At 67.1% G+C, this 25,512-nt stretch carries 21 protein-coding genes, 3 tRNA genes and 1 pseudogene; 8 read left to right on the forward strand and 17 right to left on the reverse strand.

The genetic code is table 11. From position 1 onward, the window contains the following. Positions 1 to 21: 21 nt before the first annotated feature. Both uvrB and A0O31_RS04580 read right to left on the reverse strand, forming a co-directional pair. Complete coding sequence (gene uvrB / locus A0O31_RS04575; protein WP_071676860.1) at positions 22 to 2,019, reverse strand: excinuclease ABC subunit UvrB; 1,998 nt, start codon at positions 2,017 to 2,019, stop codon at positions 22 to 24. Between the two features lie 64 nt (positions 2,020 to 2,083). Continuing rightward, entirely contained in the window at positions 2,084 to 4,924 is a 2,841-nt protein-coding gene (locus A0O31_RS04580) for an S-layer homology domain-containing protein (protein ID WP_071676861.1), read from the reverse strand. Positions 4,925 to 5,391: 467 nt separating this feature from the next. Here A0O31_RS04580 and glmS point away from each other — a divergent pair, with 467 nt between their 5' ends. Next, entirely contained in the window at positions 5,392 to 7,206 is a 1,815-nt protein-coding gene (glmS, locus tag A0O31_RS04585; protein ID WP_071676862.1) for a glutamine--fructose-6-phosphate transaminase (isomerizing), read from the forward strand. A gap of 1 nt (position 7,207) precedes the next feature. Here the strand turns inward: glmS and A0O31_RS04590 are convergent, their stop codons facing one another. From A0O31_RS04590 to A0O31_RS04615, 6 genes are all read right to left on the reverse strand, one after another. Then, the gene (locus A0O31_RS04590) at positions 7,208 to 8,776 is read right to left on the reverse strand and encodes an HD domain-containing phosphohydrolase (RefSeq protein ID WP_071676863.1); all 1,569 of its coding nucleotides are present in this window, start codon (positions 8,774 to 8,776) and stop codon (positions 7,208 to 7,210) included. Positions 8,777 to 8,784: 8 nt separating this feature from the next. Then, on the reverse strand, positions 8,785 to 10,002 hold the full coding sequence (locus A0O31_RS04595; RefSeq protein WP_071676864.1) for a DUF4127 family protein: 1,218 nt from the start codon (positions 10,000 to 10,002) through the stop codon (positions 8,785 to 8,787). A 6-nt stretch (positions 10,003 to 10,008) separates the two neighbouring features. Then, positions 10,009 to 11,001 carry a thioredoxin-disulfide reductase gene (gene trxB / locus A0O31_RS04600; protein WP_071676865.1) on the reverse strand — a complete coding sequence of 331 codons (993 nt, stop codon included), beginning with the start codon at positions 10,999 to 11,001 and terminating at the stop codon, positions 10,009 to 10,011. Between the two features lie 118 nt (positions 11,002 to 11,119). After that, positions 11,120 to 11,195, reverse strand: a tRNA-Glu gene (locus tag A0O31_RS04605). A gap of 21 nt (positions 11,196 to 11,216) precedes the next feature. Then, positions 11,217 to 11,291, reverse strand: a tRNA-Glu gene (locus A0O31_RS04610). A 7-nt stretch (positions 11,292 to 11,298) separates the two neighbouring features. After that, positions 11,299 to 11,372: transfer RNA gene (locus tag A0O31_RS04615), tRNA-Gln, on the reverse strand. A 74-nt stretch (positions 11,373 to 11,446) separates the two neighbouring features. Between A0O31_RS04615 and A0O31_RS04620 the strand changes: the two genes are divergently transcribed. After that, a complete protein-coding gene (locus tag A0O31_RS04620; RefSeq protein ID WP_071676866.1) occupies positions 11,447 to 12,046 on the forward strand; it encodes a hypothetical protein in 600 nt (199 codons plus the stop codon). Beyond that, positions 12,043 to 13,743, forward strand: a complete 1,701-nt coding sequence (locus A0O31_RS04625) for a hypothetical protein (RefSeq protein WP_071676867.1) — start codon at positions 12,043 to 12,045, stop codon at positions 13,741 to 13,743. Before A0O31_RS04620 ends, A0O31_RS04625 begins: the two co-directional genes overlap by 4 nt. Here A0O31_RS04625 and fmt read toward each other — a convergent pair. The 7 genes and pseudogenes from fmt to zapE form a co-directional block, all read right to left on the reverse strand. Next, positions 13,740 to 14,654 (reverse strand): methionyl-tRNA formyltransferase, encoded by a 915-nt coding sequence (gene fmt, locus A0O31_RS04630; protein WP_071676868.1) that lies wholly within the window; start codon positions 14,652 to 14,654, stop codon positions 13,740 to 13,742. The genes A0O31_RS04625 and fmt overlap by 4 nt on opposite strands. Beyond that, complete coding sequence (def, locus tag A0O31_RS04635; protein ID WP_071676869.1) at positions 14,651 to 15,226, reverse strand: peptide deformylase; 576 nt, start codon at positions 15,224 to 15,226, stop codon at positions 14,651 to 14,653. The genes fmt and def overlap by 4 nt, the downstream gene beginning before the upstream one ends. Positions 15,227 to 15,231: 5 nt before the next feature. Then, entirely contained in the window at positions 15,232 to 16,047 is an 816-nt protein-coding gene (locus A0O31_RS04640) for a CdaR family protein (protein WP_071676870.1), read from the reverse strand. Then, entirely contained in the window at positions 16,040 to 16,753 is a 714-nt protein-coding gene (gene cdaA, locus A0O31_RS04645) for a diadenylate cyclase CdaA (RefSeq protein WP_071676871.1), read from the reverse strand. Before cdaA ends, A0O31_RS04640 begins: the two co-directional genes overlap by 8 nt. A 2-nt stretch (positions 16,754 to 16,755) precedes the next feature. Continuing rightward, on the reverse strand, positions 16,756 to 17,901 hold the full coding sequence (locus tag A0O31_RS04650; RefSeq protein ID WP_071676872.1) for a phosphopentomutase: 1,146 nt from the start codon (positions 17,899 to 17,901) through the stop codon (positions 16,756 to 16,758). Continuing rightward, entirely contained in the window at positions 17,901 to 18,152 is a 252-nt protein-coding gene (locus A0O31_RS04655) for a hypothetical protein (protein WP_071676873.1), read from the reverse strand. Before A0O31_RS04655 ends, A0O31_RS04650 begins: the two co-directional genes overlap by 1 nt. A gap of 9 nt (positions 18,153 to 18,161) precedes the next feature. Then, positions 18,162 to 19,132: pseudogene (gene zapE, locus A0O31_RS04660) on the reverse strand (cell division protein ZapE). 67 nt (positions 19,133 to 19,199) lie between these two features. On the opposite strand from zapE, the gene A0O31_RS04665 reads away from it, so the two are divergent. Further along, on the forward strand, positions 19,200 to 19,454 hold the full coding sequence (locus tag A0O31_RS04665; RefSeq protein ID WP_071676874.1) for a glutaredoxin family protein: 255 nt from the start codon (positions 19,200 to 19,202) through the stop codon (positions 19,452 to 19,454). Here the strand turns inward: A0O31_RS04665 and A0O31_RS04670 are convergent. Beyond that, entirely contained in the window at positions 19,433 to 19,939 is a 507-nt protein-coding gene (locus A0O31_RS04670; protein WP_071676875.1) for a DinB family protein, read from the reverse strand. The two genes, A0O31_RS04665 and A0O31_RS04670, sit on opposite strands and share 22 nt — an antisense overlap. Before the next feature lie 30 nt (positions 19,940 to 19,969). On the opposite strand from A0O31_RS04670, the gene A0O31_RS04675 reads away from it, so the two are divergent. Genes A0O31_RS04675 through A0O31_RS04690 form a run of 4 tightly spaced genes read left to right on the forward strand, consistent with a single transcriptional unit; the run spans position 19,970 to position 24,417 of the window. Next, on the forward strand, positions 19,970 to 20,752 hold the full coding sequence (locus A0O31_RS04675; protein WP_071676876.1) for an enoyl-ACP reductase FabI: 783 nt from the start codon (positions 19,970 to 19,972) through the stop codon (positions 20,750 to 20,752). Positions 20,753 to 20,800: 48 nt separating this feature from the next. Next, the gene (gene ispG, locus A0O31_RS04680; protein ID WP_084720306.1) at positions 20,801 to 22,015 is read left to right on the forward strand and encodes a flavodoxin-dependent (E)-4-hydroxy-3-methylbut-2-enyl-diphosphate synthase; all 1,215 of its coding nucleotides are present in this window, start codon (positions 20,801 to 20,803) and stop codon (positions 22,013 to 22,015) included. Continuing rightward, positions 22,012 to 23,169 carry a tRNA guanosine(34) transglycosylase Tgt gene (tgt, locus tag A0O31_RS04685; protein WP_071676878.1) on the forward strand — a complete coding sequence of 386 codons (1,158 nt, stop codon included), beginning with the start codon at positions 22,012 to 22,014 and terminating at the stop codon, positions 23,167 to 23,169. The genes ispG and tgt overlap by 4 nt, the downstream gene beginning before the upstream one ends. A 12-nt stretch (positions 23,170 to 23,181) precedes the next feature. Beyond that, a complete protein-coding gene (locus A0O31_RS04690) occupies positions 23,182 to 24,417 on the forward strand; it encodes a uracil-xanthine permease family protein (protein ID WP_071676879.1) in 1,236 nt (411 codons plus the stop codon). Here the strand turns inward: A0O31_RS04690 and A0O31_RS04695 are convergent. Then, complete coding sequence (locus A0O31_RS04695) at positions 24,414 to 25,511, reverse strand: AI-2E family transporter (protein ID WP_071676880.1); 1,098 nt, start codon at positions 25,509 to 25,511, stop codon at positions 24,414 to 24,416. The two genes, A0O31_RS04690 and A0O31_RS04695, sit on opposite strands and share 4 nt — an antisense overlap. Between the last annotated feature and the right edge of the window lies 1 nt (position 25,512).

The following is a 25,512-nucleotide window of genomic DNA, read 5'->3' on the forward strand; positions in this document are numbered from 1 at the left end:
GGAAGGCGTCAAGATGGCCCTTTAGCGCTTCCTCCGCTTCCGCTTCCCCGGCACGGGCTCGGGGGTCCTAAGCCCTTGGAGGTGGGCCTCGAGGGCCCGAAGCTCATCCCTAAGCCGCGCCGCCCGCTCAAAGTCCAAGGCCTCCGCCGCCTGCCACATGGCGAGTTCCAGCTCGGCGATGCGCTCCTTGAGGTCCTCTTCCGCCAACGAAGGCGCCAAGGGGGCTTCCTCGTACCCCTCCGGGCGGATCACCGCCCGCACCTCCTTCCGCACCGTCTCCGGCACGATGCCGTGCTCCCGGTTGTAGGCCTCCTGGAGGGCCCGCCGCCGATGGGTCTCGGCAATAGCCCTCGCCATGGCCTCGGACACCTGGTCGGCGTAAAGCCACACCTCCCCCCGGGCGTTCCGCGCCGCCCGGCCGATGGTCTGGATAAGGCTTCTTTCGCTCCTTAGGAAGCCCGTCTTGTCGGCGTCCAGGATGGCCACCAGGGAAACCTCGGGGATGTCCAGGCCTTCCCGCAACAGGTTGATGCCCACCAGGCAATCGTAGTGGCCTAGCCTAAGGTCCCGGATGAGGGCCTGGCGCTCAAAGGCGTCCAGCTCGTGGTGGAGGTAGCGGGCACGGATGCCGTGCTCCACCAGAAAGCTCGTGAGTTCCTCCGCCATGCGCACGGTGAGCACCGTGACCAGGGTGCGCTCCCCCCGCTTCGCCCTTTCCCGGATCCCCTCCATGAGATCCAGGATCTGGTTCTCCGTGGGCTTCACCACCACCAAGGGGTCCAAAAGCCCCGTGGGGCGGATGATCTGCTCCACCACGCGGCCCGAGTGGGCGAGCTCAAAGGGTCCCGGGGTGGCGGAGACGAAGACCACCTGGGACACCCGCTCCAAGAACTCCTCAAAGCGCAAGGGGCGGTTGTCCAGGGCGCTGGGCAGGCGGAAGCCGTAGTCCACCAGGGTCTTCTTGCGGGCGTAATCCCCCCGGTACATGCCCTGGAGCTGGGGCACGGTCACGTGGGACTCGTCCAGGAAGACCAGGAAGTCCTCGGGGAAGTAGTCCAGAAGGGTGTAAGGGGGCTCCCCCGGGGCCTTGCCCGTGAAGTAGCGGGCGTAGTTCTCCACCCCCGGGCAGGTGCCCATGACCCTGAGCATCTCCAGGTCATAAAGGGTGCGTTCCTTGAGGCGCTGGGCGTAGAGGACCTCCCCCCGCTCCTCAAAGTAGCGGACCCGTTCCTCCAATTCCTTGCGGATCTCGGCCAGGATCTCCTCCATGCCCTCCGGGGAGAGGTAGTGGGTGGCGGGGAAAAGCACGAAGCCGGGAAGATCCCGAAGCCTTTCCCCGGTGACGGGGTGGACCTGGCTGATGCGCTCCACCTCGTCGCCCCATAGCTCCACCCGGATGGGCTCGGTGTCATAGGCGGGGAAGATCTCCAGGATCTCCCCCTTGGCCCGAAAGCGCCCGGGGGCAAGGTCTATATCGTTCCGCTGGTAGCCCAGCTCTAAGAGGCGCTCCAAGAGCGCCTCCCGCGGGTAGACCGCCCCCCGCTCCACCACCAGGTTCCGCGCCCGGTACTCCCTGGGATCCCCCAGGCCGTAAATGGCGGAAACCGAGGCCACCACGATCACGTCCCGCCGGGTGAGGAGGCTTCGGGTGGTGGAGTGCCTTAAGCGCTCAATCTCGGGGTTGATGCTGGCGTCCTTCTCTATGTAGAGGTCCTTCCCCGGCACGTAGGCCTCGGGCTGGTAGTAGTCGTAGTAGCTGATGAAGTACTCCACGGCGTTCTCCGGGAAAAGCTCCCGGAACTCCGCGGCGAGCTGCGCCGCCAGGATCTTGTTGGGGGCGAGGACCAAGGCGGGGCGGCCCAGGGCCTCTATGACCTTGGCCATGGTCACCGTCTTCCCCGTGCCCGTGGCCCCGAGGAGGGTCAGGTAGCGCTCTCCATCTCTTAAAGCTGCCACCAGCTCCCCGATGGCCTTGGGCTGGTCCCCCTTGGGTTCGGGACCCCGGTAGCGGAAGGTCATCCCCTTAGTTTAGGGCAAAGGAAAACCCCCCGCCCAGGGGCGGGGGGAAGGGCCCAAGGAGCCCTTAGAACTTCACGGTGTAGCTCACACGGAAGGCCTTGGCCACGGTGTCCACCGTGCCCCCGAAGGGGGAGTTGGCCTGGCCCTGGCGGAGGCGGAAGTAACCGCCCGCCACAGAGAGGTCGTAGTACTTAAGCTCCCCGTAGAGGCCTTCCACAGAGCCCGAGTTGCTGCCGAAGGAAGCCGTGGGAGCACCCGTGCCACCCGGGCTGGCGAAGAGGCGGTCGCGGTCGTAGGAGAAGGCGTTCTCCCCAGCGCCCACGGTGATGAGACCCCCCGCACCCTGGGCCACGTTCCAAGCCCCGTAGATGGCCCCCGCCACGGTGAAGCTGAGGCCAGGAGCGAAGAGCTCATTCAGGGTGAGCCCAGCCCGGCCGTAGACCTCGCCCGCGCGGGCACCGCCGCCAAAGCGGGTGGAGCGGTAAGCAGCGTCGGCGCTCAAGCTTGGCTTGAAGGGCAGGGCCAAGGGGTCGGTGCTGAGCCGCACGCCCGCCTTAAGGGCGCTGTAGTCCGCATTGCCGCCGCCGGTGCCATCGTCAAAGTAGTGGAAGCGGACCCCAGGCTGAGCCTTGATGGGGCCAAGGGCCATGGGCTGGGCGAAGAAGGCGGCCACCTGGAAGTCGTTGTGGTTGCTCACGGTGAAGCGGGTGTACTGGGCCACCACGGAAAGCCCCTTGATCAGGGCATCCTCGGCGTCGGCCTGATGCTCCAAGCGGGCGCCGAAGCTGGAGGAGTAGCGCTGGGTAGGGTTGTTGAGGAAGTAATCCGAGCCAGAATTCAAGAAGTCCCTCTGGGTACCGCCCGTGCAGCCGAAGGCGGTGGGGCTGGTGGCGTTGTCGCAAGCCCGGTTGAAGTAGCCCGTGAGGCTGAAGCCGCGGAAGAGGGAAACCTCGGCCGCAAGGCCGAAGGCGATGTCGTTGTTCGCCGAGTTGGCAGCGTCGTTGTAGCCCCGCTTGCTGTCAAGGTAAGCCTCCACCCCCACCGGGCCCACGCTGGCCTTGGCCTCCACGCCGAAGCCCCGGGTGTTGTAGCCGTAGGGGACCGTGGAGATATTCTCGCCGTAGTAGTTGGCGTCCTCGTTCTCGGACATGCTGGCCTGGCCGTCGGCGTACTCGGTGTCCACGGCCCGGTAGTTGGCGGAGAGGTTCACGGAGCCCAGGTTCACCTCGGCCTCGCCGTAGTAGGCCCAGCTGGAGCGGTTCCTGTCAAAGTAGGCGGTGAAGGGTTCGCCGAGGCCCAGGGTCTTGGAGCTCACCCAGAGCCCGGAGAGCTTAGCAGGGCCAAGCTCCAGGCTGGCATCGGCCCCAATGGCGGAGCGGATACCCACGTTGAGGGCGTAGTTCAGGCCAAGGCTTGCGCCCTGGAGGGGCTTGAGCACCGTGCGAATGCCGAAGTAGTTGCCGTTGATGGCAGGCGCTGCGTCCGCCGGAGAGCCCGGCCCCGCCACACCCCCCACGAGGGTGACTTCAGGGCTAAAGGGCAGGTTGGTGCCCGAGAAGGTGGCCACCACGCCCTGGCGGTAGTGGGCCACACCACCCTCAGCGTCGTTGGCTAAGAGGTAGTCGTTGAATTTGAACTTGCTAGCCACCCGGCTATAGGTCACGCTAAAGGGTTGGCCGTCCACTTGACCCTTAATCGCAACCCCGTCCAGGCGCACGGTGGGGGTGGAAACAAGGCTCGTGTCATACACACGAACCCCAAAGGTGGCCGAGGCCTCTGCCACCGCCACACCGCTAGCGGCAGGGGCGTTGTTCTTCACCCCCAAGGTAAGCGTGGCATCCCCCCGGAAGAGGTTACCGGCCCCCTCAGCCAACCCTACCCTGCTAGCAGCGTACGAAGCAGTACCTGTTTGCCCCGTAGAAAAGACGCTCCCAGGGAAGAGGCGGTCCCAGTCAAAGGCCGTGCTGCCTTGGGTGAAGTAACGGAGGCCCGCCGTGGCCGTGAGGCTACCCGAAATGGAGTACCGCACCTTGGAGAGCTCCGCCACCTGGGACTCCAGCTTGGACACCTTCTCGGAAAGCCCCACCAGGTCGGAGCGGAGGGCGGCGGCGAACTCCTGGACGGCGGCCACGTCCTCCTTGGAGGCGAACTGCTCCAGGTCAGGGAGCTCGGCCCCACCGGAAACCATCTTCTCCAAGGCGGTCACCCGGTCCTGGAGGGCCAGCACGTCCTGGTTGAGGAGGACGGCGAGCTCGTTCAGGGCCTGGATGGCCTGGGCGTTGGCCTCCACCTGGGTGCCGAGGGCGGAGAGGTCGCCCTTCACACCCTCCACGTCCTGGGCCAGGGCGTCCAGCTGCTCGGCAAGCTGCTGCGCCTGGGCGAGGGCGGTGTCGGCAGCGATGGAGGCAGCCTCCACCCGGTCAGCGAGGTCCTGGAGGGCGGCGGCGTCCATGCCGGGCTCGGAGGCCGGCTGGGCCTTGAGCTCCTCAATCAGGGCCTCGAGGCGGGCGATGTCCTCCTTGGTGGCGGCGCTGTCCTCCAGGGCGGAAACCCGAACGCCCAAGGCGGCGAGCTCAGCGGCGAGCTCCTGCACGGCATTCTTAAGGGCTTCCAGGTCCTCGGAGGACATGGCCTCCATGGTGGGGGACTCGCCCTTGGCCTTCAGCTCCTCCTCAATCTGCTGCAGGAGGCGGTAGATGATGAGGGCCGCCTGGTAGCGGGTAAGGGTCTCGTTCCCCCGGTAGGTGCCGTCGGGGAAGCCCACGATGATGCCCTTGGCCGCCAGGCTCTCCACCGCCTCCTTGGCCCAGTGCCCTGCGGGCACGTCGGAGAACTGGGCTAGACCGAAGCCCATGGAGAGCACGGTCAAGAGCCCTGCCAGAAGTACCACTAGCCTTTTCTTCATATTCCCGTACACCCCCTTCAGGGATTTTGGGGAAGACGGGACGGGCGAGTTGCCGCGTTTCCTCTCCGAACCGCCTTTCCCCTAAGATGCAGGGTTAGCCAGCACAAAGGCTTTTTTTCCCTGCATCCGCAGGTATCATAAAAGGCTCACACAGGCCGTGTCAAGCCCTAGCGCCTTTAGGCCTGCTATACTCCCCCGAGGGGGGTGGGAGCCTGGCCTGAAACGGCTCTTGGGAAGGCGGGAAGCGCAGGGGGTCCTATAGGACCTCACGAGGTGGCGGACCCCGCAAGGGGATTACCGGCAAGGCCGGGAAAGATCGAGGAATCCGCGGATGCCGCCCGGGGTGTGCCCGCCCCGCCCGCCTGAGCAAAGCCCCTCGGGAAAGCCAGCCCCGCGAGGGGGGGACAACCGGGGGGCAGGGCGTACCCCAAAGGGGGCACTTTGCCCTCGCTAGCAAGGAGTAAAGCATGTGCGGCATTGTGGGCTACGTAGGCTTTCGCAACGCCACGGACATCCTGGTAGACGGCCTTAGGCGCTTGGAGTACCGGGGCTACGACTCCGCCGGGGTGGCGGTGAGGACGGCAGAGGGGCTTAGGGTGGTGAAGCGCTCGGGGAAGCTTGCCGCCCTCGAGGCCCTCCTCAAGGAGGAGCACCTGGAGGGCCCCCTGGGGGTGGGGCACACCCGCTGGGCCACCCACGGGGCCCCCACCGACCCCAACGCCCACCCCCACACCACGGAGGACGGCAAGATCGCCGTGATCCACAACGGCATCATTGAGAACTACCTAGAGCTCAAGGAAGCCCTCCTGGCCCGGGGGCACCGGTTCCGTTCGGAAACGGACAGCGAGGTCTTCGCCCACCTGGTGGAGGAAAAGTACCAAGGCGACCTCTTCCAGGCCCTGCGGGAAGCCCTAAAGGAGGTGCGGGGCGCCTACGCCGTGGTGGTGGTCCACGAAGACCACGAGGAAATCGTGGCCGCCCGCACCGTGAGCCCCTTGGTGGTGGGCCTTGGCGCAGGGGAGAACTTCCTGGCCTCGGACGTGCCCGCTCTCCTCCCCTATACCCGCCGGGTCATCTTCCTCCACGACGGGGACCTGGTGCGCCTAACCCGGGAGGGCGTGGAGGTCACGGACCTCGCCGGAAACCCGGTGGCGCGGGAGGTGGTGGAGGTTGACTGGACCCTCGAGGCCGCCGAGAAGGGGGGCTTCCCCCACTACATGCTCAAGGAGATCTACGAGCAGCCCTGGGTCCTGGAAAACACCCTGGGGGGGCGCCTGAGGGAGGAGGAGGGGGACGTGGACCTGGGCCTCGCCCTGGACCCCAGGGAAGTGGAAAGGGTCCACTTCATTGCCTGCGGCACCGCCGCCTACGCCGGTTGGTACGGCAAATACCTCATGGAGATCCTCGCCCGCATCCCGGCGGAGTGGGAGGTGGCGAGCGAGTACCGCTACCGCGACCCCGTGGTGGACGGGAAGACCCTGGCCATCGCCATCAGCCAGTCCGGGGAGACCATTGACACCCTGGAGGGCGTCCGCGAGGCCAAGGCCAAGGGGGCCCGCACCCTGGGGGTTATCAACGCCAAGGGCTCCAGCATCACCCGGGAGGTGGAGGAGGTGCTTTACATCCACGCTGGGCCCGAGATCGGCGTGGCCTCCACCAAGGCCTACACCGCCATGCTGGCGGCCATGGCCCTTTTGGCGGTGCGCTTTGGCCGGGGACGGGGCACCCTCTCCCGGGAGGCGGCCCAGGCCCTCATCCGGGAGATGCGCAAGCTCCCCCGCCTGGTGGAGGAGGCCCTGGAGAAGCGGCCCCTCGTGGCCCACATCGCCGAAAAGTACCACCAGGCCCAGGACTTCCTCTTCCTGGGCCGCCACGTGCAAGCCCCCACCGCCCACGAGGGGGCCTTAAAGCTCAAGGAGATCAGCTACATCCACGCCGAGGCCTACCCCGCCGGGGAGATGAAGCACGGCCCCATCGCCCTCATTGACGAGCACCTTCCCGTGGTGGTCCTGGCCACCCAGGGGCCCCTTTACGAGAAGACCCTCTCCAACATCCAAGAGGTACGGGCCCGGGGGGGCAGGGTGATCGCCGTGGCCACGGAAGGGGACGAGGAGATCAAGAAGCTCGTCCAGGACGTGATTTACGTACCCGAGGTCCACCCCCTCCTCGCCCCCATCGTGAGCGTGGTGCCCCTCCAGCTCCTCGCCTACGAGGTGGCGGTACTCCTGGGCCGGGACGTGGACCAGCCCCGGAACCTGGCCAAGAGCGTGACCGTGGAATAGTCTAGATTATCTCCACAAACTTCGCCACCACTTCCGGGTCCAGGCCCTTCCCCGCCTGGGCCCGAAGCTCTTCTAAAGCCTCCTCCTTGCTCCAGGCCCGCTTGTAGGGGCGTTCCGAGATAAGGGCATCGTAAACGTCCACCACGGCGAAGATGCGGGCCTCGAGGGGAATGGCCTCCCCCTTCAGGCCAAAGGGGTAACCCGAGCCGTCAAAGCGCTCGTGGTGGTAGAGGACCACGTTCAAAGCGGTCTGGGGCAAAAAGGGCAAGTTTCGCAAGATTTCCAAGCCCACCTCGGGGTGGGTTTTCACCACCTTCCACTCCCCCGTGGAAAGGGCGGTGGGCTTGCGCAGGATCTCGTCGGGCAAGGCCAGCTTGCCCAGGTCGTGGAAGTAGGCCCCCAGGCGGAGGCCCTCGAGGTCGGAAAACCCCAAAGCCTGGCCCAAGCGCAAGGAGAGCTCCGCCACCCGCTCCGTGTGCCCTTGGGTTTCCAGGTCCCGGTACTCCAGCACCCGGGAAAGGGCCCGCAGGGCCGCCTCACGGGTGCTCTTGAGGACCCGGAGGTGGAAAAGCCGCTCTAAAGCCTCCTCCAACCGCTTGGCCACCACCCGCAAAACCGCCTCGTCCTCCCGGCGGTGGGGCACCTTTTCCCCAAACGAGCCCAAGGCCAGCACCCCGTACCGCCGCCCTTCGGGTTTTAGGGGAACCAAGAGGGCTGAACGCAACCCCGCTTCTACATAGGGCCTCAGGGCCCCAGGAAAGGTGGCGTAATCCTCCACGTAAATGGGGCCTTCCCACAGCCGGGGGTGGCCCAGGAGCCCCTCGCCAAAGCGGATAGGATGCTCCACGTAAAGCCTGGAGAAACCCGAGGGGTAACGGCCCGCCATCACCGCCGGCCGCACCCGCCCCCCCTGGAAGAGGTAAAGGGCCCCCCCATGATATGGGGTTAGCCTTAGCAGGGTTTCCAGGGCCTCTTGCGCCATCCCTAAAGGCTCGCGGGCGCTCTCCAGGGAAAGGGAAAGCTCCAAGAGCGCTCGGGTGCGCTCCGCCTCCTCCCGGGCTTTCTCCAAAGCCTCTATGCGGCCCAAGACCATCCCCGCCGCCTCCGCCAGGGCCTGAAGCCAGAACCGCTCCTCAGGGAGGATCTCCCCCACCCCCCCAGCGGTGTCCATGGAAAGCACTCCCAAGACCTTCCCCCGCGGATCCCGAAGGGGGACACCCAGGTAAACCCCAGGCTGCGGCTGGCCTGTTAGGAAAACCACCCGGGGATCTTGGGAAACATCAGGTACGAAAAGGGGCTCCCCGCTTTCCAACACCACCCAAGAAACCCCTTTACCACGGGGTAGGCGAAAGCCCACACGCTCCCGAGAAAGACCCTCCGCCGCCACCAGCTCCAAGGCGTCCTCCTCCGGGCGGTAGAGGAAAAGAAGGACCGAGACCGCCCGGGTTTGGGCCTTGGCCGCCTGCACCACCTGGCGGAAGACCTCCTCCCGCCGGTCTAAAGGTGCGAGGAGACGCCACGCGCGGACCAGGGCCTCCAGGCGTTTTAGCTCCAGCACCCCTGAGGCCATGACGCCCTTCACTCTACCAGGTGAACCGGGGAAGGCAGGGGGACGAGGCTTAACCGAGCCTCAGCCTCAAAGGAGCGGTGCCAGGGAAAAGCGAGGGCCTTAAGGTCTACCCGGTACCCTTCCCACGCCACGTAGGGCCAAAGGGAGGCCACCCCAAGCGCCTCCTCCCCCAAGGGCTCGGGAAAACGGCCCCGCACCCAAGGCCTCCCCACCTCCCCCCACCAGTAGGCGAAGTAGGCCTCGGCCAAGCGCTGAAGGCGCCCTTCCCGGTCCCTTAGAAAAAGCCCCCCTTGGGCCAGGGCGCTCCCCAGGTTGTTGGCCGGGGTGCCCCAAGCGGCGTAGGCGGCGAGCCGGCCGTAAAGCCCCAGGGCCTGGAGGTAGCCCATGAGCCCCGCATCCCCCCGGTTCACCCGGGAAAGGTCCGCCAAAGCCACGGGGTATTGGGCCATCAGGCGGAGGAGGTCTTGGGTGGCTCCTCTAGGGCTTTTGCCCCCGTAAACGTAAAGGACCAGGTCCGGAATATTCTCCAGGGCCACCTCCTCCGCCCCGGCGCTTCGCAAAAGCCTCCTTACCGTCTCCTCTAGGGGCAAGGCCTCATACGGGGTGGTGCGCTCCGCTAAGGCCGCTTCCTCGTGGACCACCGCCACCCTAAGCCCCGGGGAAAGGGCCCTAAGGAGGAGGACCTGCCCCGCCTCGTCCGCCCCCGGGCGGCTCGGGTAAGGGAGGGCCTGGGCCTCCCTGGGGGCAGGAGAGCCCCGAAGGGCATCGTCCCAGACCGCTTCCAGGTAAAGTCCCCTCAGGCGGGACCAAGGGGCGAGGACCTGGAGTACCCGGAGGTTGCGTTCCCTTTGGGTGGCGTCAAAGCGGGGCACCACGCCGAAGAGGAAGACCTCCCCGCCATACCGCGCCTTCCAGGCCAAAAGGGGCCCAAGCCGGGCCAAAGCGTCCTCGGCGGGGAGGTCAAGGTGGCGGCTTTGCAGGAGCCCGCCATAGGCGAGGGCGTCCAGGCTGGCCACCAACCCCTTCCCCGGGGTGGAAAGAAGCCAGGCCCTAAGGAGGGGGAGGTCCGCCCCCTCCGGGCCTCGGTAAACCTCCCGGGGAGGACAGCGCACCCCCTCCCAGCCGCACGGGGCCCAGTTGGGCGGGCGGTCGTCCAGGGGGAGGTACAAAACCCCCGCCCCCAGGGCGAACCCCCAGAGGAGGGCGAGGAACACAAGCCTAGCCACGCCTCCTTAAGGCTTGGCGGCTTCCTCGTGGGGTTTGGCTTCTTGTTCCGCCAGGTACTTCTCCGCGGTCATGGCCGCCCGGGTGCCCGCCCCCACGCTGGTGGTGAGCTGGCGGTAGATGGGGTCGGCCACGTCCCCGGCGGCGAAGATCCCCGGCACCGAGGTGTAGACCTCGTCCCGCACGGCCACGTAGCCATCGGGCCTGAGCTCCACCACCCCCTTAAGGAAGCCGGTGTTGGGCTCGTGGCCGATGAAGACGAAGACCCCGTCCGTGGGGTAGACGTACTCCTCTCCCGTCTTCAGGTTCTTGAGCCGCACCCCCGTCACCTGGTCCTCGCCCAGGATTTCCGTGACCACGTGGGAGAAGAGGAAGTGCATTTTGGGGTTTTGGAAGGCTCGGGTTTGGGCCACCTTGTTGGCCCGAAGCTCATCCCGCCGGTGGACCAGGGTTACCTTGCGGGCGAACTTGGTGAGGAATAGACCCTCCTCCACAGCGGCATCCCCCCCGCCCACCACCACCACCTCCTTGTCCCGGTAGAAGAAGCCGTCGCAGGTGGCGCAGGTGGAAACCCCGCGGCCGTAGAACTTGTCCTCACCCGGCACCCCAAGCCGCCTGGGGTTGGCCCCGGTGGCGACGATGATCACCCGGGCGGGGTACGTCCGCTCAAAACCCCGGACCAGGAAGCCCTCCTCCAGAGGCTCTATCCCCAAGACCTCGTCCATGACGATCCGGGCCCCGAACTTCTCCGCCTGCTGCACCATGCGGCTTGCCAGTTCGGGCCCGGAAATGCCCTCGGGGAAACCCGGGTAGTTTTCCACCTCCTCGGTTTGGGCGATCTGCCCTCCGGGCAGGCCCTTTTCCACGATGACCGTCTTGAGCCCCGCCCGGCCCGCGTAGATGCCGGCGGTTAGGCCCGCCGGGCCCCCACCGATAATGACCACGTCGTAGCGCTCCCCCGTCTGACCGCTTGCCGCAAGCCCTGCCAAGGAAAACTCCATCCTCCCCCTCCTTAGGTTTTAGGCTACACCCCCATATACCTATGGGGGGTATATAGCAAGCCCAGTTTGGCCAAAAGCCCCCTGCCTGTCAAGGGAGAAAAGCAATCCGAGCCGCTCCTGGTGACCCCAGGGGGATTCGAACCCCCGTCTCGGCCTTGAGAGGGCCGTGTCCTAGGCCTCTAGACGATGGGGCCGCGTGCGGCTCGGATCGCTTCTGGTGACCCCAGGGGGATTCGAACCCCCGCCGCCGCCTTGAAAGGGCGGTGACCTAACCACTAGTCGATGGGGCCAAACGTTTGGCTGGGGTGCGTGGACTCGAACCACGACCGGCGGATCCAGAGTCCGCTGTCCTGCCGTTAGACGACACCCCAGCGGCGGGCGCCCGATCCCTCGGGCAGAGGTTATGGTACACTCTAAAGGGCGGATTGGCAAGCCCCTGATGCCTATGGAGGAAAGCCTTTTACAAATCCTGAGCCGGTATATCTCGCCCATGGCCGCGGAGAACCTCTTGCGCCGGGTTCTAGGCTCCAGGAAACCGGCCACGCCAGGGGAGTGGGCGCGGCTCATTGAGGCGAACCTTTGGCCCGAGCTTGGCCGGCTCCTCCCTTTTCGCGAGATGCCCCCTGAGCTTAAGGCCTTGGTGCGGGAGCTCAAGCAGCTCGCCCTCCAGGAGGTAGAGGAAGCCGAGGAAGCGGAGGAAGAGGAAGCCCTTCTGGAGGAGGTAGTGGACCTCGAGGACCCCGCCGCCCGGGAGCACCTGGCAAGGCGGCTTGCCCGTCTGGAGGGGGTTCTGGGGGTGGTGGTGGCCGGTAGGGGCGGCAAAGAGGAGCTTTTCGCCGGGGAGCCTATCCCGTTAGAGCTTGTCCACCACCTCCTCGCCCGCCAAGGCTACGGCGTTTTCTATGCCCTTCTCCAGGGAAACCTGGTGGCCCTAAGGCCCTTAGGCTCGGGTTACGTGGGCCTTCTGGCCCGCAAGGAGACCAACATCGGCCGCCTGCTCCACGCCCTGAGGCGGCTTGTTCCCATCACGGAGGTAAGCGGATGAGAGGATGGCTTTCCCTGGTTCTGGCCCTTGCCCTTCCGGCCCTAGCCGCTCCCTTGCCCCAGGCGTACGACCGCTTAGAAGAAGCCCTGGCCCAGGTGGGCCTCGCCAACCCCACCCAGGCCCTGGCCGCCTTGGACCGGGCGCAAAGCCTATTGCGCCAGGAGGCGGAGGGCCTTCCCCCCGTGATCCGGGACGCCATTTTGAATAACCTGGAGGGCCTGCGGCAGGCGGTGGTGCAGAAAAGCCGGGCCGACCTGGAGGCCCGCCTCCTCCTCGTCCGCCACCTCCTGGGCAAGGCGCTTTACGACGGCTTCTTCCAAGCGGGGTCCCAGGATAAACCCACCTACCTAAGCCGCCTGGCCCGGGCCACGGCCCTGCCCCCGTCCCTCGTGCAAGAGGTCCGAGGCTTAGGAGCCGAGGAGGCCAGGCGCCGCCTCGAGGCCTTCTTCCTCCAAGCCATGGCCGAGGACCTGAACAAAACCCTGGGGGCGGCCTCGAGGCCCGAGGCCTACTTGGCCCTGGCCCGGGCCTATGCCCGCTTCCTCGTGGTCCAGGATAGCCCGCAAAGCACCCTGAAGGCCCAGGACTTCATCCAGGCCTTGGCCAAGGTTTCCGCCGGGGAACCTTTCCGCCCCGAGGTAGGGGGGCTTTTGAACCAGGTGGCCACCTGGCGCAAGGCCCTCTTGGCTGTTGGTCCCCGCACGCAAACCCCATCCCCTCCCGCCGCGCAAACCGCCCCCCCTGCTACGCCAACGCCGCCTGCCCCCAGCGCACCCACCCCGCCTTCCAGTCCTCCCCAACCCTCCCCCGCCCCGCCCACGGACACGGCCCAGGCCAGCTCCCCCGGGGTGGAAACCTTTTACATCCCTCCCTGGATGGACCGAGCTACGGCAGAAGCAGTACGGCGCCAGGCCTATACCCTGGGCTATAACTACAACTTTGAGCTGCTAGAGGCCCTCAACCAAATCCAAGCGGAGGTGGGTCTAGCCATCGCCGCTTTGGGGCGGGGAAACCCGACCGAGGGAAGGTACCACTTGGACCGGGCATTGTGGCAATTCCGCGCCAACCTCGAGCCCGTCTTCGCCGTGATCCACCCTGCCCTTACCGACCAGATTTCCCGCACCCTTGTGCACCTCTCCGGGGCCACGGGCATCCGGACCCTGGACGCCTTGGTGGTGTACGAGGCCTTAGAGGAGCTAAGGGGGAGTTTTAGCCAAGGCCCTAGCCCGAACCCGTGGCTCTTCTTGAAACTCCTCCTGGCCCAAACGGCAGGGGTTCCCCGGGCCGTCTTCTTCCTCCTGGCGGCGGCCCTAAGCCTCTTTCCCCTCTACCTCATCCGCCTCACCTTTGGCGGGCGGAACGTGTACTGGAACCTTTTGGGCCTCGCCTTCCTCTTCCTCTTTCTGCCCATCCTGGCCGAGGGGCTCTCCTACTTCGGCTCCATCATGGCGGACTACGGCAACCTACCCCTCTTGGGTTTCCTCGCTAACCTCTCCATCGGCCAGGGCCTCATCCCCTACCTGGCTTGGGGGCTTACCGTCTTCCTGGTGGTGGCCTTCGCCGGGGCAGGGCTTAGGGGCATTGCCGCCCAGTTCGGCCTCCTGAAGGAACGGGGGGATGAGGTGGCGGCCACCGCCGAGCGCCCCGCCACCACCCTGACGAGCGAAACCATCGTGGAGTGGGACGAGGAGTTCTAGCCGATCCGGGTCCCGGGGGTGACCCCGTACCCCCGGGCCCAGTCGGCGGCGGGCATGGGGCGCTTACCCTCCGGTTGAACCTGGAGGAGGCGGATAAGCCCCTCCCCGGTGCCCACCAAGACCCCCTCCCGGTCCACCGCCTGGACCACCCCGGGCTCCCCCTCCCCGGGTTCGGGCCGCAGGGCGAGGACCTTGACCCGCTTGCCCCCGTGGAAGAAGTAGCTCCCCGGCCAGGGCTGCACCCCCCGGTGGCGGTTGTAGATGGCCTGGGCGCTTTCCCCAAAGCGGATCCGCCCCTCCTCCTTGGTGAGGAGGGGGGCGTAGGAAGGCTCGCCCTCCTGGGGGGTGGGGGTGAGGTGGGGGAGGTCCTCCAGCACCTTTAGGAGGAGTTCTATCCCCTTGTCCCGTAGCCGCTCGGAAAGGGCGAGGGCGTCCTCATGGGGGCCGATCTCCGTGCGCCAGAGGGCGTAAAGGGGCCCGGTGTCCACCCCTTCCTCCGTCTTCATGATGGCCACCCCCGTCTCCTTCTCCCCCCGGATGAGGGCCCAAGGCACCGGGGCCGGGCCCCGGTACTTGGGGAGGAGGGAGGGGTGGAGGTTGAGGAAACCCCAAGGGGGCACCTCGAGGACCTCCCGGGGCAGGATCTTGCCGTAGGCAGCGGTAACCGCCACCTCGGGGGCAGCCTCCCGGAAAGCCTTCAGAAAGGCCTCGTTTCCTTTAAGGCTCTTGGGCTTCCAAAGGGGAAGCCCGTGGGCCTCGGCGTACTGGGCCACAGGGCTTGGCGCAGGCTTTAGCCCCCGGCCCTTGGGTTTATCCGGCTGGGTCACCACCAGGACCACCTGGTGGTGGCGGTTTAGGGCGTCCAGCACCGGCACCGCCCACTCCGGGGTGCCGAAAAAAGCCACCCTCATCGCCCGGAAAGCTCCTTAAGGAGCGCCCTGGCCTCCTTCTGCATGCGGGCCAGCTCCGCCCGGTTCTCCTCCAAAAAGGCCTCCCGCTTGGCCTTGGGCAGGCGCTCAAAGAAGAGGATCCCGTCCAGGTGGTCCATCTCGTGCTGGAAAACCCGGGCCATGTAGCCCTCCAGCTCCAGGGTGCGGGGGGTACCCTCCTCGTCCTGGTAGGCCACCCGGATGCGCTCCGCCCGGGGCACCTCCTCGGAGTAGAGGCCGGGAAGGGAGAGGCACCCCTCCGTGCCCTCCACCTCCCCCTCCTGGTGGAGGAGGACGGGGTTCGCCACCACGTAGACCCGGCGCACCAGGTCGCGAAGGGGCCGCTCTTCCTCGTCGGGCTCGTCGGCGTACTCCACCGCCACAAAAAGGCGCTCGGAAAGCCCGATCTGCGGGGCGGCAAGGCCCACCCCCCGGGCCTCAAACATGGTTTCCAGCATGTCCTCGGCGAGCTTCTTCACCCGGGAAAAATCCCGCACGGGCTGTGCCTTGCGGCGCAGCACGGGGTCCCCATAGAGGCGGATGGGGTAGATCATCCTAGCTATTGTAGCGCAAGCCGCACCCTTCCCAAAACCTGGCCCAGGGCCCTCACCCCCGGGGGGAGGTCAAGCAGGAGGGGGCCTTCCACCACCCCGGGGCGGAAACCCCCCTGGGGCCTCGCCTCCACCTCCTTGAGGCCCTCCAGGGCCTCCTTGGGCCCCACCACCTCGAGGGTTTTGGGGGTATAGTCCTCCACCCGAAACCCCTCCGGGGGGCGGAAGACCAGGGGCACCTCCTTGCGGAAAAGGGGGGCTTCCCGGGCCACGAGGCGCACCCTTGGCGGGATAAGCTCCACCCCGGGCAAGGGGCCTTCCGGGCCGAAGGCGGTGAGGGCCACCTCCTCCCCCCCAAGGTCCAGCCCCAAGGCCACCACCGCCCCCTCCACCTGGCTCCGTGGGCCCTTGGCCTCCACGAAGGCGGGCTCGGTTTCCACCCAAGCCCCCTGGGCCAGGACCTCCACGGGGAGGGTGCGGCTTAAGACCGCCTCCACCCGGCCCTCCACCCGGGCCGGGCGCACCTCCAGGACCTCCACCCCCTGGGGCACCGCCACCCGCACCTCCCGGGCAAAGGCCCCCTCCACCCCGGAAAGGTCCAGGTAGGCGGAAACCGGGGGGGTGCCCTCCACCAAGGGGGCCGGCCCCCTAAGGCGCAGGAGGACCTCCTTGGGGACACCCTCCGCCACCTTCTCCCCTTCCAGGCCCACCACCCGCAGGGGTACGCTCACCGCCCGCTCCACCACCGGGGCCCTTTCCCGCAAGGAGTACCAAAGGGCCAAGGCCGCCAAAAGCGCCAGGAGGAAACCGCCCCACTCACGCACGGATGACCTCCTTAAGCCGCTCCCGCAGGGCCTCGAGGGCCAAAGGGGGCGAAAGCCTCCCCCCCTCCGCAAGCCGGATGGCCCCCGTTTCCTCGCTCACCACCAGGACCAGGGCGTCGGACACCTCGGAAAGCCCCAAGGCGGCCCGGTGCCGGGTGCCGAGGCCAAGCCGCGCTTCAGAAAGGGGGAAAATGCACCCGGCGGCGAAGACCCGGTCCCCCCGGAGGATGGCCCCCCCGTCGTGCAAGGGGGTGCCGGGGTAGAAAAGGGTTTCTAGAAGCCGGGCGGAAAGCCTCGCCTCCAAAACCTCCCCCGTGGCGGCGTACTCCCCCAAAGGGGTGCGCCGCTCCAGGGCGATCAGGGCCCCGTAGCGCCTTTCGGAAAGGCGGGAAAGGCCGAGGAGAAGCTCCTCCAGGGCCAAGGAGGGGGCCCTTGGCCCCTGGGCCCGGCCAAGCCGCTCCAAAAGCCCCCTAAGCTCCGGTTGGAAGACCACGATGAGGGCGAAAGCCCCCAGGGTGGCGGCGTTTCCCAAAAGCCAGGAGAGGGTGGAAAGCCCAAGGAGGCTTGCCAAAAACCAGACCCCAAGGTAGACGAGCACCCCGCGGACGAGGTTCAGGGCCCGGGTACCGGCCATGAGCCGGCCCAGGGAGTAGAAGAGCACGGCCACCAGGAGGATGTCCAGGAGGTCGCGCCAGGTGAAGGGCATGGCTAGCGGATGGGCGTCCCCGGGCCCTCCCAGGAAAGGCCAAAGAGCCTCGCCCAGGTGGCCCCGAGGTCGGCGAAGGTCTCCCGGGTGCCCAGATCCCCCTCCACCCCCGGCCCCACCCAGAGGAGCATCCCGTACTCCCGGGTGTGGTCGGTGCCGAAGAAGGTGGGGTCGTTCCCGTGGTCCGAGACCAGGAAGAGGTGGTCCTTAGGCCCCAGGGCCTCCAGGAGGCGGGGGAGGAAGTGGTCCACCTGCGCCAAGGCCTCCCCATAGCCTTGGGGGTTGCGGCGGTGGCCGTACTTGCTGTCAAAGTCCACCAAGTTGACGAAGAGGAGGCCGGAAAAGGGCTCTTGCATGAGGGCGAGGGTCTTTTCTAGGCCATCGGCGTTGTCCTCTGTCTTCACCTCCCGGGTGAAGCCCCGGTGGGCGTAGATATCCGGGATCTTCCCCACCCCCACCACCTCGAGGCCCCCCTCCTTCAGGACGTCCAGGACGTTCCGCGGGGGCTCCAGGGCGAAGTCCTTGCGCAAGGCCTCCAACCGGTAAAAGGCCCCCGGCTCCCCGGCGAAGGGCCGGGCGATGACCCGGGCCACCTGGTACTCGCCCACGAGCATCTCCCGGGCCACCTGGCACCAGTGGTAAAGCACCTCCGGGGGCACCACCCCCACGTGGGCCGCCACCTGGAAGACGGAGTCCGCCGAGGTGTAGACGATGGGGTAGCCCGTCTTCAGGTGGGCCTCGCCGTGGTGGCGGATGGCCTCCGTGCCGGAGTAGGGCCGATTCAAAAGCCAGCCCTTTACCCCAATCCGCTCGGCCCAGGCCCACAGAAACTCTTCCGGAAAGCCTTCGGGGAAGGTGCGGAAGGGCCTTTCCAGGTGGATGCCCACGAACTCCCAGTGCCCGGTGGTGGTGTCCTTCCCCGGGTTCACCTCCCGCATGCGGCCAAACCCCCCTTGGGGGGAGGGGATGCGCTCTAGGGTGTGTACCCCTGGCACAAGCCCCAAGCCCAGGCGGGCGAAGTGGGGCAGGGCGACCCCCGTCTTCAGCACGGTGTGGTCCAGGGTATCCGCCCCCTCGTCCCCGAAGCTAGGGGCGTCCGGCAGGTAGCCTAGGCCCACGGAGTCCAAGACGATGGCCGTGACCTTCATCAGGAGCGAAGCCCCTCCTCGTCCTCCTCCTCCGCCAAGGCCATGAGCTCCTCCGGGGTCATCTCGGAAAGGGCCCGCACCGCCTGGAACTCCTCCACAAGATCCTGGATTTCCTCCATGGCCTCCTTCAGGGAAAGCTCCCCGTCCTTGTACCCGTCCACCACTTCCTCTATGGCCTCGAGGATCCCCACCGCCGCGCTGGCCTGGGAGAGGGCCTGGGCCAACTCCGAAAGCCTTTCCGCTAGGTCCATACTCCCATGCTACCCCAAAAGCTCCGCAAGCCGCGAAAGCGCCCGCCCATACTTTTTGGCGAAGGGTCCGTGGCGGTAGCTCTCCGGGAAGACCTCCCGAAGGGGTACCCCGGAGGCCCGCAAGGGGAGGCCTAGGTTATAGAGTTGGTCCACGAAGTGCACAAAGCGCAGGGCGTCGTTCTGGTCGGGGATGGGGGCGAGGCCCTGAAGATAGACCACCTCCAGATCCCGGAAAAGGTACCGGTAGCGGATGGGGTGGAGGGTGCGGAGGTGGGCGAGGAGCTCGGGGAAAGCGTCCAGGCTTTTCCGCCTGGGGTCCTCCCGGTAAAGGGCGAGGAGGGCCCCGTCGGAAAGGGGCTCGGGGAGCCGCTCGGGGTCGCGGTGGCGGAAGTCTTCCCCCTCTATGCGCTCCACGGCGAAGCGCTTGGCCAGGCTTTGGATCTGGTGCCGAAACTGCTCGGCGTTGAACCGCCCCTCCCCAAGGGCCCCGGGCGGGGTGTTGGAGGTGGTGGCCACCCTGAGGCCCTTCTCCATGGTGAGGGCCAGAAAGTGGGTGATCATCTGGGCGTTACCCGGGTCATCCAGCTCAAACTCGTCCAGGAAGAGGTAGCGAAGCCCAGAAAAGCGCCTCGCCCCTTCCCTTAAGCCCATGAGGCCCAGGGTATAGGTGAGCTCCTCAAAGGTGAGGAAGGCCTTGGGTGGGGGGGCCTCGAGGTAGGCGGCCACCAGGAGGTGGGTCTTCCCCACCCCAAAGCCCCCGTCCAAATAGATCCCCTGGGGCCCCGGCATCCGCCGCCGGAAAAGCCCCTGGGGACGGTCATGCACCCATCTTCGGAGCCTTTCCTTGGCCAAGGCCTGGGAAGGGTAACGGGGGTCGGGGCGGTAGGCAAGGAAGGTGGCCCCCCGGAAGCGGGGCGGGGGGCAAAGCCCTGTAGAAGCTCCTCCAGGTCCACCTCGGGGTGGCGTTCCACCAGGCGCATAGGGAAGATTGTAAGGGAGGGTGGGAGGGTGGCCCCTGGGGCCGGCCCTCTGCTACCCTATAGGGGTATGGTGCGGCTCTACGGCGTCCCCGGGTGCGGCCCCTGCGAGATCGTGAAGATGTTCCTGGCGCAAAAGGGCGTGCCCTTCACCTTTGTAAACGCCCGGGAGGACCAGGAGGCGGCGAAAAAGGTGGCGGAACTGGCCGGAAGCCCCACCGCCGGCGTGGTCCTGGAGTGGGACGGCAAGACCGAGGTGATCCGGGGGGTATCCCCCGCCACCCTCAACGCCTGGTACGCCCGCTACCGGGAGAAGGCCTCCTGAAGGGCCTTCAGGTGGTGGGCCTCGTGGTAGGCGGCGGCGCGCACCCAGCCCAGGGCGTTGAGCTCCCCGAAGAAGGGGTGGGGGAAGGTGGCGGGGTGGTGGGGGTCGGCCTTGGCCGCCTCCTCCAGGAGGAAGCCCCGGGCCCGTTGCAGGAGGTCCAGCACCTCCTCCAGGGATAACCCCCCTTTAGGCCTCACCCCCTCGGGGGCCTGGGGCTTCCCCTCCTTGTACGTCCCCGGGACGAAGGGCACCGGGGGGAGGCTTTCCCCAGAGGCCAGGCGCCTCAGCCGCCGGAGCACCCGGGCGGTGGACTCCTCCACCAAGGCGATGTGCTCCGCCACCATCAGAGGGGTCCAGGCCCCTTCCCGCAACGGGGTGGAAAGCCAAGCGGGCTCTGCCCCTTGCAAAAGGGCCAAAAGGGCCTTCCGGGTCTCACCAAGCCGGGCCAGGGCCTCTTCCCACGTGCCGTAGGCTTCCAGGGGCATGCCCCAGTTTACCAAGGGTATAATCCCCCCATGCTCACCCTGGACCTTTCTGGCAAAAAAGCCCTGGTCATGGGGGTCACCAACCAGCGAAGCCTGGGCTACGCCATCGCCGAAAAGCTAAGGCAAGCGGGGGCCGAGGTGGCCCTAAGCTACCAAGGGGAAAGGCTTCGGCCCGAGGCGGAAAAGCTCGCCGAGGCCCTGGGCGGGGCCCTCCTCTTCCAGGCGGACGTGACCCAAGACGCCGAGCTGGACGCCCTCTTCGCCGGCCTAAGGGAGGCCTGGGGAAGCCTGGACTACCTGGTCCACGCCATCGCCTTCGCCCCCCGGGAGGCCATGGAGGGCCGCTACCTGGACACCAAGCGGCAGGACTGGCTCCTGGCCCTGGAGGTTTCCGCCTACTCCCTGGTGGCGGTGGCCCAGCGGGCGGAAGCCCTCCTCAACGAAGGGGGTAGCATCGTCACCCTCACCTACTACGCCAGCGAGAAGGTGGTGCCCAAGTACAACGTCATGGCCATCGCCAAGGCCGCTTTGGAGGCCAGCGTCCGCTACCTGGCCTACGAGCTCGGCCCCAAGGGGGTGCGGGTGAACGCCATCTCCGCTGGCCCCGTGCGCACCGTGGCCGCCCGGAGCATCCCCGGCTTCACCAAGATGTACGACCGGGTGGCCCAGACCGCCCCCCTCAAGCGCAACGTCACCCACGAGGAGGTGGGCCACCTGGGCCTGTTCCTCCTCTCCCCCCTGGCAAGCGGCATCACGGGAGAGGTGGTCTACGTGGACGCCGGGTACCACATCATGGGGATGGAGCTGGAATAGCGCCTGGCCCCCAAACCGCTCAAGCCTGTTTCCGCTAGCATGGGAGGGATGAGACGGCCCACCCCCACGGTCTGGGTGGGGCGCGTTCCCTTGGGGGGCGCCCACCCCGTGGCCGTGCAGTCCATGACCAACACCCCCACCGCCGACGTGGAGGCCACCTTCCGCCAGGTGGCGGCGCTCTACCGGGCGGGGAGCGAGATCGTCCGCATTACGGTGAACGACGAGGCCGCCGCCCAGGCGGTGCCCGAGATCAAGGAGAGGCTTTTGGCCGAGGGCATGGACGTGCCCCTGGTGGGGGACTTCCACTATAACGGCCACCTCCTCCTCAGGAAGTACCCCCGGATGGCCGAGGCCCTGGACAAGTTCCGCATCAACCCGGGCACCCTGGGCCGGGGCCGGCACAAGGACGAGCACTTCGCCGAGATGGTGCAAATCGCCCTGGACCTGGGCAAGCCCATCCGCATCGGCGGCAACTGGGGTAGCCTGGACCCCGCCCTCCTCACCGAGCTCATGGACCAAAACGCCCGGCGCCCAGAGCCCAAAAGCGCCCACGAGGTGGTGCTGGAGGCCCTGGTGGAAAGCGTGGTGCGGGCCTACGAGGCGGCTTTGGAAATGGGCCTAGGGGAGGACAAGATCGTCCTTTCCGCCAAGGTGTCCAAGGCGCCCGACCTGGTCCAGGTCTACTGGGAGCTCGCCCGGCGCACCCAGGCTCCCCTCCACCTCGGCCTCACGGAGGCGGGCATGGGGGTGAAGGGCATCGTGGCCTCGGCCGCCGCCCTCGCCCCCCTTCTCCTAGAAGGGATTGGGGACACCATCCGCGTCTCCCTCACCCCTGCTCCCGGCGAGCCCCGGACCAAGGAGGTGGAGGTGGCCCAGGAGATCCTCCAGGCCCTGGGCCTGCGCACCTTTGCCCCCGAGGTGACGAGCTGCCCCGGATGCGGCCGCACCACCAGCACCCGCTTCCAGGAGTTGGCCGAAGAGGTATCCCGCCACCTTAAGGAAAAACTCCCCGAATGGCGTAAGCGCTACCCCGGGGTGGAGGGGCTCAAGGTGGCGGTGATGGGGTGCGTGGTGAATGGCCCCGGGGAGAGCAAGCACGCCCACATCGGCATCTCCCTCCCGGGGGCGGGGGAGGAGCCCAAGGCCCCGGTCTACGCCGACGGCAAGCTCCTCACCATCCTCAAGGGAGAAAACCTGGCGGAGGAGTTCTTAAAGCTCCTGGAAACCTACGTGAAGGAGCGCTTCGCCCCCAAGGCCCAATGAAGCCCTTCGCCTTTTCCGTGGAGGCCCAAAGCGGCCGGGCCCGGGTGGCCTGCCTTTTCACGCCCCACGGGGTGGTGGAAACCCCCCTCTTCATGCCCGTGGGCACCCAGGGCTCGGTCAAAGGCCTCCTGCCCAAAGACCTTAAGGAGATTGGGAGCCAGATCCTCCTCGCCAACACCTACCACCTTCTCCTGCGCCCGGGGCCCGAGCGGGTAAGGGCCCTTGGGGGGCTTCACGGCTTCGCCGGGTGGCGGGGGCCTTGGCTTACGGACTCCGGGGGCTTTCAGGTGATGAGCCTGGGGCACCTAAGGCGCATAGACGAGGAAGGGGTGGTTTTCCAAAACCACCTGGACGGAAGCCTCATCCGGCTCACCCCGGAAAGGAGCCTCGCGGTCCAGGAAGCCCTGGGGGCGGACATCGTCATGGCCTTTGACGAGTGCCCCCCCTACCCCGCAAGCCGGGATTACCTAAAAGCCTCCTTGGAGCGCACCCTGCGCTGGCTGGAGCGCTCCCTAAAGGCCAAGACCCGGGAAGACCAGGCCCTATTCGGCATCACCCAAGGGGGGACGGACCCCGAGCTCAGGCGGCTTTCCACGGAGGAAACCCTCCGCTTTGACCTCCCCGGCTACGCCATCGGAGGGCTGGCGGTGGGGGAGCCCAAGGAGGCCATGTTCCGCATGGTGGAGCTCTCCACCCGCCTCCTCCCCGAAGCACGGCCCCGCTACCTCATGGGGGTAGGCCATCCCGAGGACCTGGTGGCGGCCATGGGCCTTGGGGTAGACCTCTTTGACTGCGTCTACCCCACCCGCACGGGCCGCTTCGGGAGCGCCTTGGTGCCCGAGGGCCGCCTCAACCTGAAAAACGCCCGCTTCCTGGAGGAAAAGGGCCCCTTGGAGGAGGGGTGCGACTGCTACGCCTGCCAAACCTTCAGCCGGGGCTACATCGCCCACCTGGTGCGGGCCGGGGAGATGCTTGGGGGCATCCTCCTTTCCCTGCACAACCTCCGCTACCTCCACCGCCTCACGGAGGAAGCCCGGAGGGCCATAAGGGAAGGAACCTACGGGGATTTCGCCCGGGCCTTCGCCGAAAGGCGCTTTGGCAAAGAGGTGCCCCGTTGGTTCCGGGAGGCCTTGGCCGCCGGGGGACACTGGTAAAATGCCCCTGGTATGACGCCAAGGCACCTTATTTTGGGCCTCCAGCACACGGTGGCCATGTTCGGGGCCACGGTGCTGGTGCCCCTCCTCACCGGGCTCAACCCGGCGGTGGCCCTCTTCACCGCCGGGGCAGGCACGCTTCTCTTCCACCTGGTCACGGGGCGGATGGTTCCCGTCTTCTTGGGCTCCAGCTTCGCCTTCATCGCCCCCATCCTGGCGGCCAAGGAGGCGGGGTTTTCCCTGGCGGCGGTGGGCGGGGGCATTGCGGCGGCGGGGCTCGTCTATGCCCTTTTTGCCCTTTTGGTGCTCCTCATCGGTTCCGAAAGGGTACGGCAGGTCTTCCCCCCGGTGGTCACGGGCCCCGTCATCGTGGTCATCGGCCTCACCCTGGCCCCGGTGGCGGTCAGCATGGCGGCCAAGGACTGGCTCCTGGCCATCGCCACCTTTTTGGGCGCGGTGGTGAGCGCCGTCTTCTTCCGGGGGCTTTTCCAGATGATCCCCGTGCTGATGGGGGTAGGGGTGGGGTACCTTCTCGCCCTCCTCCTGGGCCGGGTGGACCTAAGGCCCCTGGGGGAGGCCTCCTGGTTCGGCCTTCCCAGCTTCACCCTGGCTTCCTTTGAGTGGGGAGCGGTGCTCCTCATCGCCCCCGTGGCCTTGGTCACGGTGATGGAGCACATCGGGGACATCCTCACCAACGGCCGGGTGGTGGGGAAGGACTTCTTCGCCCGCCCGGGCCTCCACCGCACCCTTTTAGGGGATGGCCTGGCCACCAGCCTGGCGGGGCTTTTGGGCGGGCCCGCCAACACCACCTATTCGGAGAACACCGGGGTCCTGGCGGTGACCAAGGTCTATGACCCCCTGGTCCTCCGCATCGCTGCGGTCTTCGCCATCCTCCTTTCCTTCTCCCCCAAGCTCGCCGCCCTCCTCCAGACCCTGCCCCAGGGGGTCCTGGGGGGGATCTCCATGCTCCTTTTCGGCATGATCGCCTCCGTGGGCATCCGCACCCTGGCGGAGGCCGAGATTGACTTCACCCATAGCCGGAACCTCATCGTGGTCTCCGCCGTTCTGGTCCTAGGCCTGGGCGGGGCCGTGGCCAACCTGGGCTCGGTGCAGGTGGCGGGGGCAGCGGTGCCCCTCAAGGTGAGCGGGATGGCCCTGGCCGCCTTGGCGGGCGTGGCCCTGAACCTCCTTTTGCCCAAGCAGCTTGAACCGGAGGAGCTGGCCACGGAGGAGGAACGCCTACCTTAGCCCTCCCGGTAAAAACGGCTCCCTTTGTAGTAGTCCTCCAGGAGGACCTTCAAGAAGGCGGCGGCGGGCACCCCCAAAAGGGCACCCCAAAGGCCAAAGAGGCTCGCCCCGGTAAGGATGGCGGCGATGGCCGTCACCGGGTGGAGCCTCGTGGCCCGGCCCACGATGAAGGGGCCGAAGAGGTTCCCCTCCAGCTGGTTGGCGAGCCATAGGACCAGAAGGGCGAGGAGGACCTTGAGCCAGCCCCCGGTGGCGGCGAGGAGCAGGGCGGGCACCCCGGAGACGATCACCCCCACGAAGGGGATGAGGTTGAACACCCCCGCCAAAAAGCCCAGGCTGGCCGCCAACGGCACCCCCACGAACCAAAGCCCCACCCCCACGATGAGGCCCACCAAGAAGGCCACGAGGAGCTGGCCCCGGATATACCCCCCCACGCTCCGGTCCAGCTTGGCGGCGAGCTCCGCCACCAGGGGCTGGTAGGGCTCGGGGAAGGCCAGGAGGAAGGCCCGGCCCAGGCGGGGCAGGTCGTAGAGGAGGTAAATGGAAAGGGCGAGGGCGGTGAAGAGCTGGAAGATGCCGCCCAGGAGACCGGTGAAAAAGCCCAGGAGATTGCCCCCTTGAGAAAGGAGGGCCTGAAACCAGCGGACGAGGGTTTCCAAGAAGCCCTGGAGGAGCCCCTGCAGGTTGCGGCTGGCCTCGGCGAGGATGGGGCTCAGGCCCTCGGGCACCGGCACCGCCCGCACCCGGTCGGGGAGGGAGAGGAGCCAGGCGAACAAGGGGTCCAGAAGGCGGGGTAGCTCCTGGGCCAGGCGGGACAACTCCAGGACCGTTTGGGCGGTGAGGAAGGAGGCAAGCCCCAGGAAAAGCCCTAAAAGAAGGTAGACCAAGGCCACCCCCAAAGCCCGGGGGAGGCGGAGGCCCTCAAAGAAACGCACCAAGGGGTGGAAAAGGTACGCGAAGGCGAAGGCGAAGAGGAGGACGGAAAGGGCGGGCCAGGCCCGGGCCAGGAGGCGGTAGAGGAGGAAAAGGAGGAGGAGGTAGACCAGAACCCGCACGTAGGGGTTTTCCCAGACCTTGGCGAAGGCCTCGCGCATG

Source organism: Thermus brockianus (assembly GCF_001880325.1).
GTDB lineage: Bacteria > Deinococcota > Deinococci > Deinococcales > Thermaceae > Thermus > Thermus brockianus.

What these genes read in the sequence shown, in the direction of transcription:
- def (WP_071676869.1), bottom strand. Translation starts at nt 15,226, where the DNA reads ATGATCTACCCCATCCGCCTCTATGGGGACCCCGTGCTGCGCCGCAAG.
- A0O31_RS04690 (WP_071676879.1), top strand. Translation starts at nt 23,182, where the DNA reads ATGACGCCAAGGCACCTTATTTTGGGCCTCCAGCACACGGTGGCCATG.
- trxB (WP_071676865.1), bottom strand. Translation starts at nt 11,001, where the DNA reads ATGGAGTTTTCCTTGGCAGGGCTTGCGGCAAGCGGTCAGACGGGGGAG.
- tgt (WP_071676878.1), top strand. Translation starts at nt 22,012, where the DNA reads ATGAAGCCCTTCGCCTTTTCCGTGGAGGCCCAAAGCGGCCGGGCCCGG.
- A0O31_RS04580 (WP_071676861.1), bottom strand. Translation starts at nt 4,924, where the DNA reads ATGAAGAAAAGGCTAGTGGTACTTCTGGCAGGGCTCTTGACCGTGCTC.
- ispG (WP_084720306.1), top strand. Translation starts at nt 20,801, where the DNA reads ATGAGACGGCCCACCCCCACGGTCTGGGTGGGGCGCGTTCCCTTGGGG.
- A0O31_RS04655 (WP_071676873.1), bottom strand. Translation starts at nt 18,152, where the DNA reads ATGGACCTAGCGGAAAGGCTTTCGGAGTTGGCCCAGGCCCTCTCCCAG.
- A0O31_RS04625 (WP_071676867.1), top strand. Translation starts at nt 12,043, where the DNA reads ATGAGAGGATGGCTTTCCCTGGTTCTGGCCCTTGCCCTTCCGGCCCTA.
- A0O31_RS04670 (WP_071676875.1), bottom strand. Translation starts at nt 19,939, where the DNA reads ATGCCCCTGGAAGCCTACGGCACGTGGGAAGAGGCCCTGGCCCGGCTT.
- A0O31_RS04675 (WP_071676876.1), top strand. Translation starts at nt 19,970, where the DNA reads ATGCTCACCCTGGACCTTTCTGGCAAAAAAGCCCTGGTCATGGGGGTC.
- A0O31_RS04590 (WP_071676863.1), bottom strand. Translation starts at nt 8,776, where the DNA reads ATGGCCTCAGGGGTGCTGGAGCTAAAACGCCTGGAGGCCCTGGTCCGC.
- A0O31_RS04620 (WP_071676866.1), top strand. Translation starts at nt 11,447, where the DNA reads ATGGAGGAAAGCCTTTTACAAATCCTGAGCCGGTATATCTCGCCCATG.
- A0O31_RS04665 (WP_071676874.1), top strand. Translation starts at nt 19,200, where the DNA reads ATGGTGCGGCTCTACGGCGTCCCCGGGTGCGGCCCCTGCGAGATCGTG.
- uvrB (WP_071676860.1), bottom strand. Translation starts at nt 2,019, where the DNA reads ATGACCTTCCGCTACCGGGGTCCCGAACCCAAGGGGGACCAGCCCAAG.
- A0O31_RS04650 (WP_071676872.1), bottom strand. Translation starts at nt 17,901, where the DNA reads ATGAAGGTCACGGCCATCGTCTTGGACTCCGTGGGCCTAGGCTACCTG.
- A0O31_RS04695 (WP_071676880.1), bottom strand. Translation starts at nt 25,511, where the DNA reads ATGCGCGAGGCCTTCGCCAAGGTCTGGGAAAACCCCTACGTGCGGGTT.
- glmS (WP_071676862.1), top strand. Translation starts at nt 5,392, where the DNA reads ATGTGCGGCATTGTGGGCTACGTAGGCTTTCGCAACGCCACGGACATC.
- fmt (WP_071676868.1), bottom strand. Translation starts at nt 14,654, where the DNA reads ATGAGGGTGGCTTTTTTCGGCACCCCGGAGTGGGCGGTGCCGGTGCTG.
- cdaA (WP_071676871.1), bottom strand. Translation starts at nt 16,753, where the DNA reads ATGCCCTTCACCTGGCGCGACCTCCTGGACATCCTCCTGGTGGCCGTG.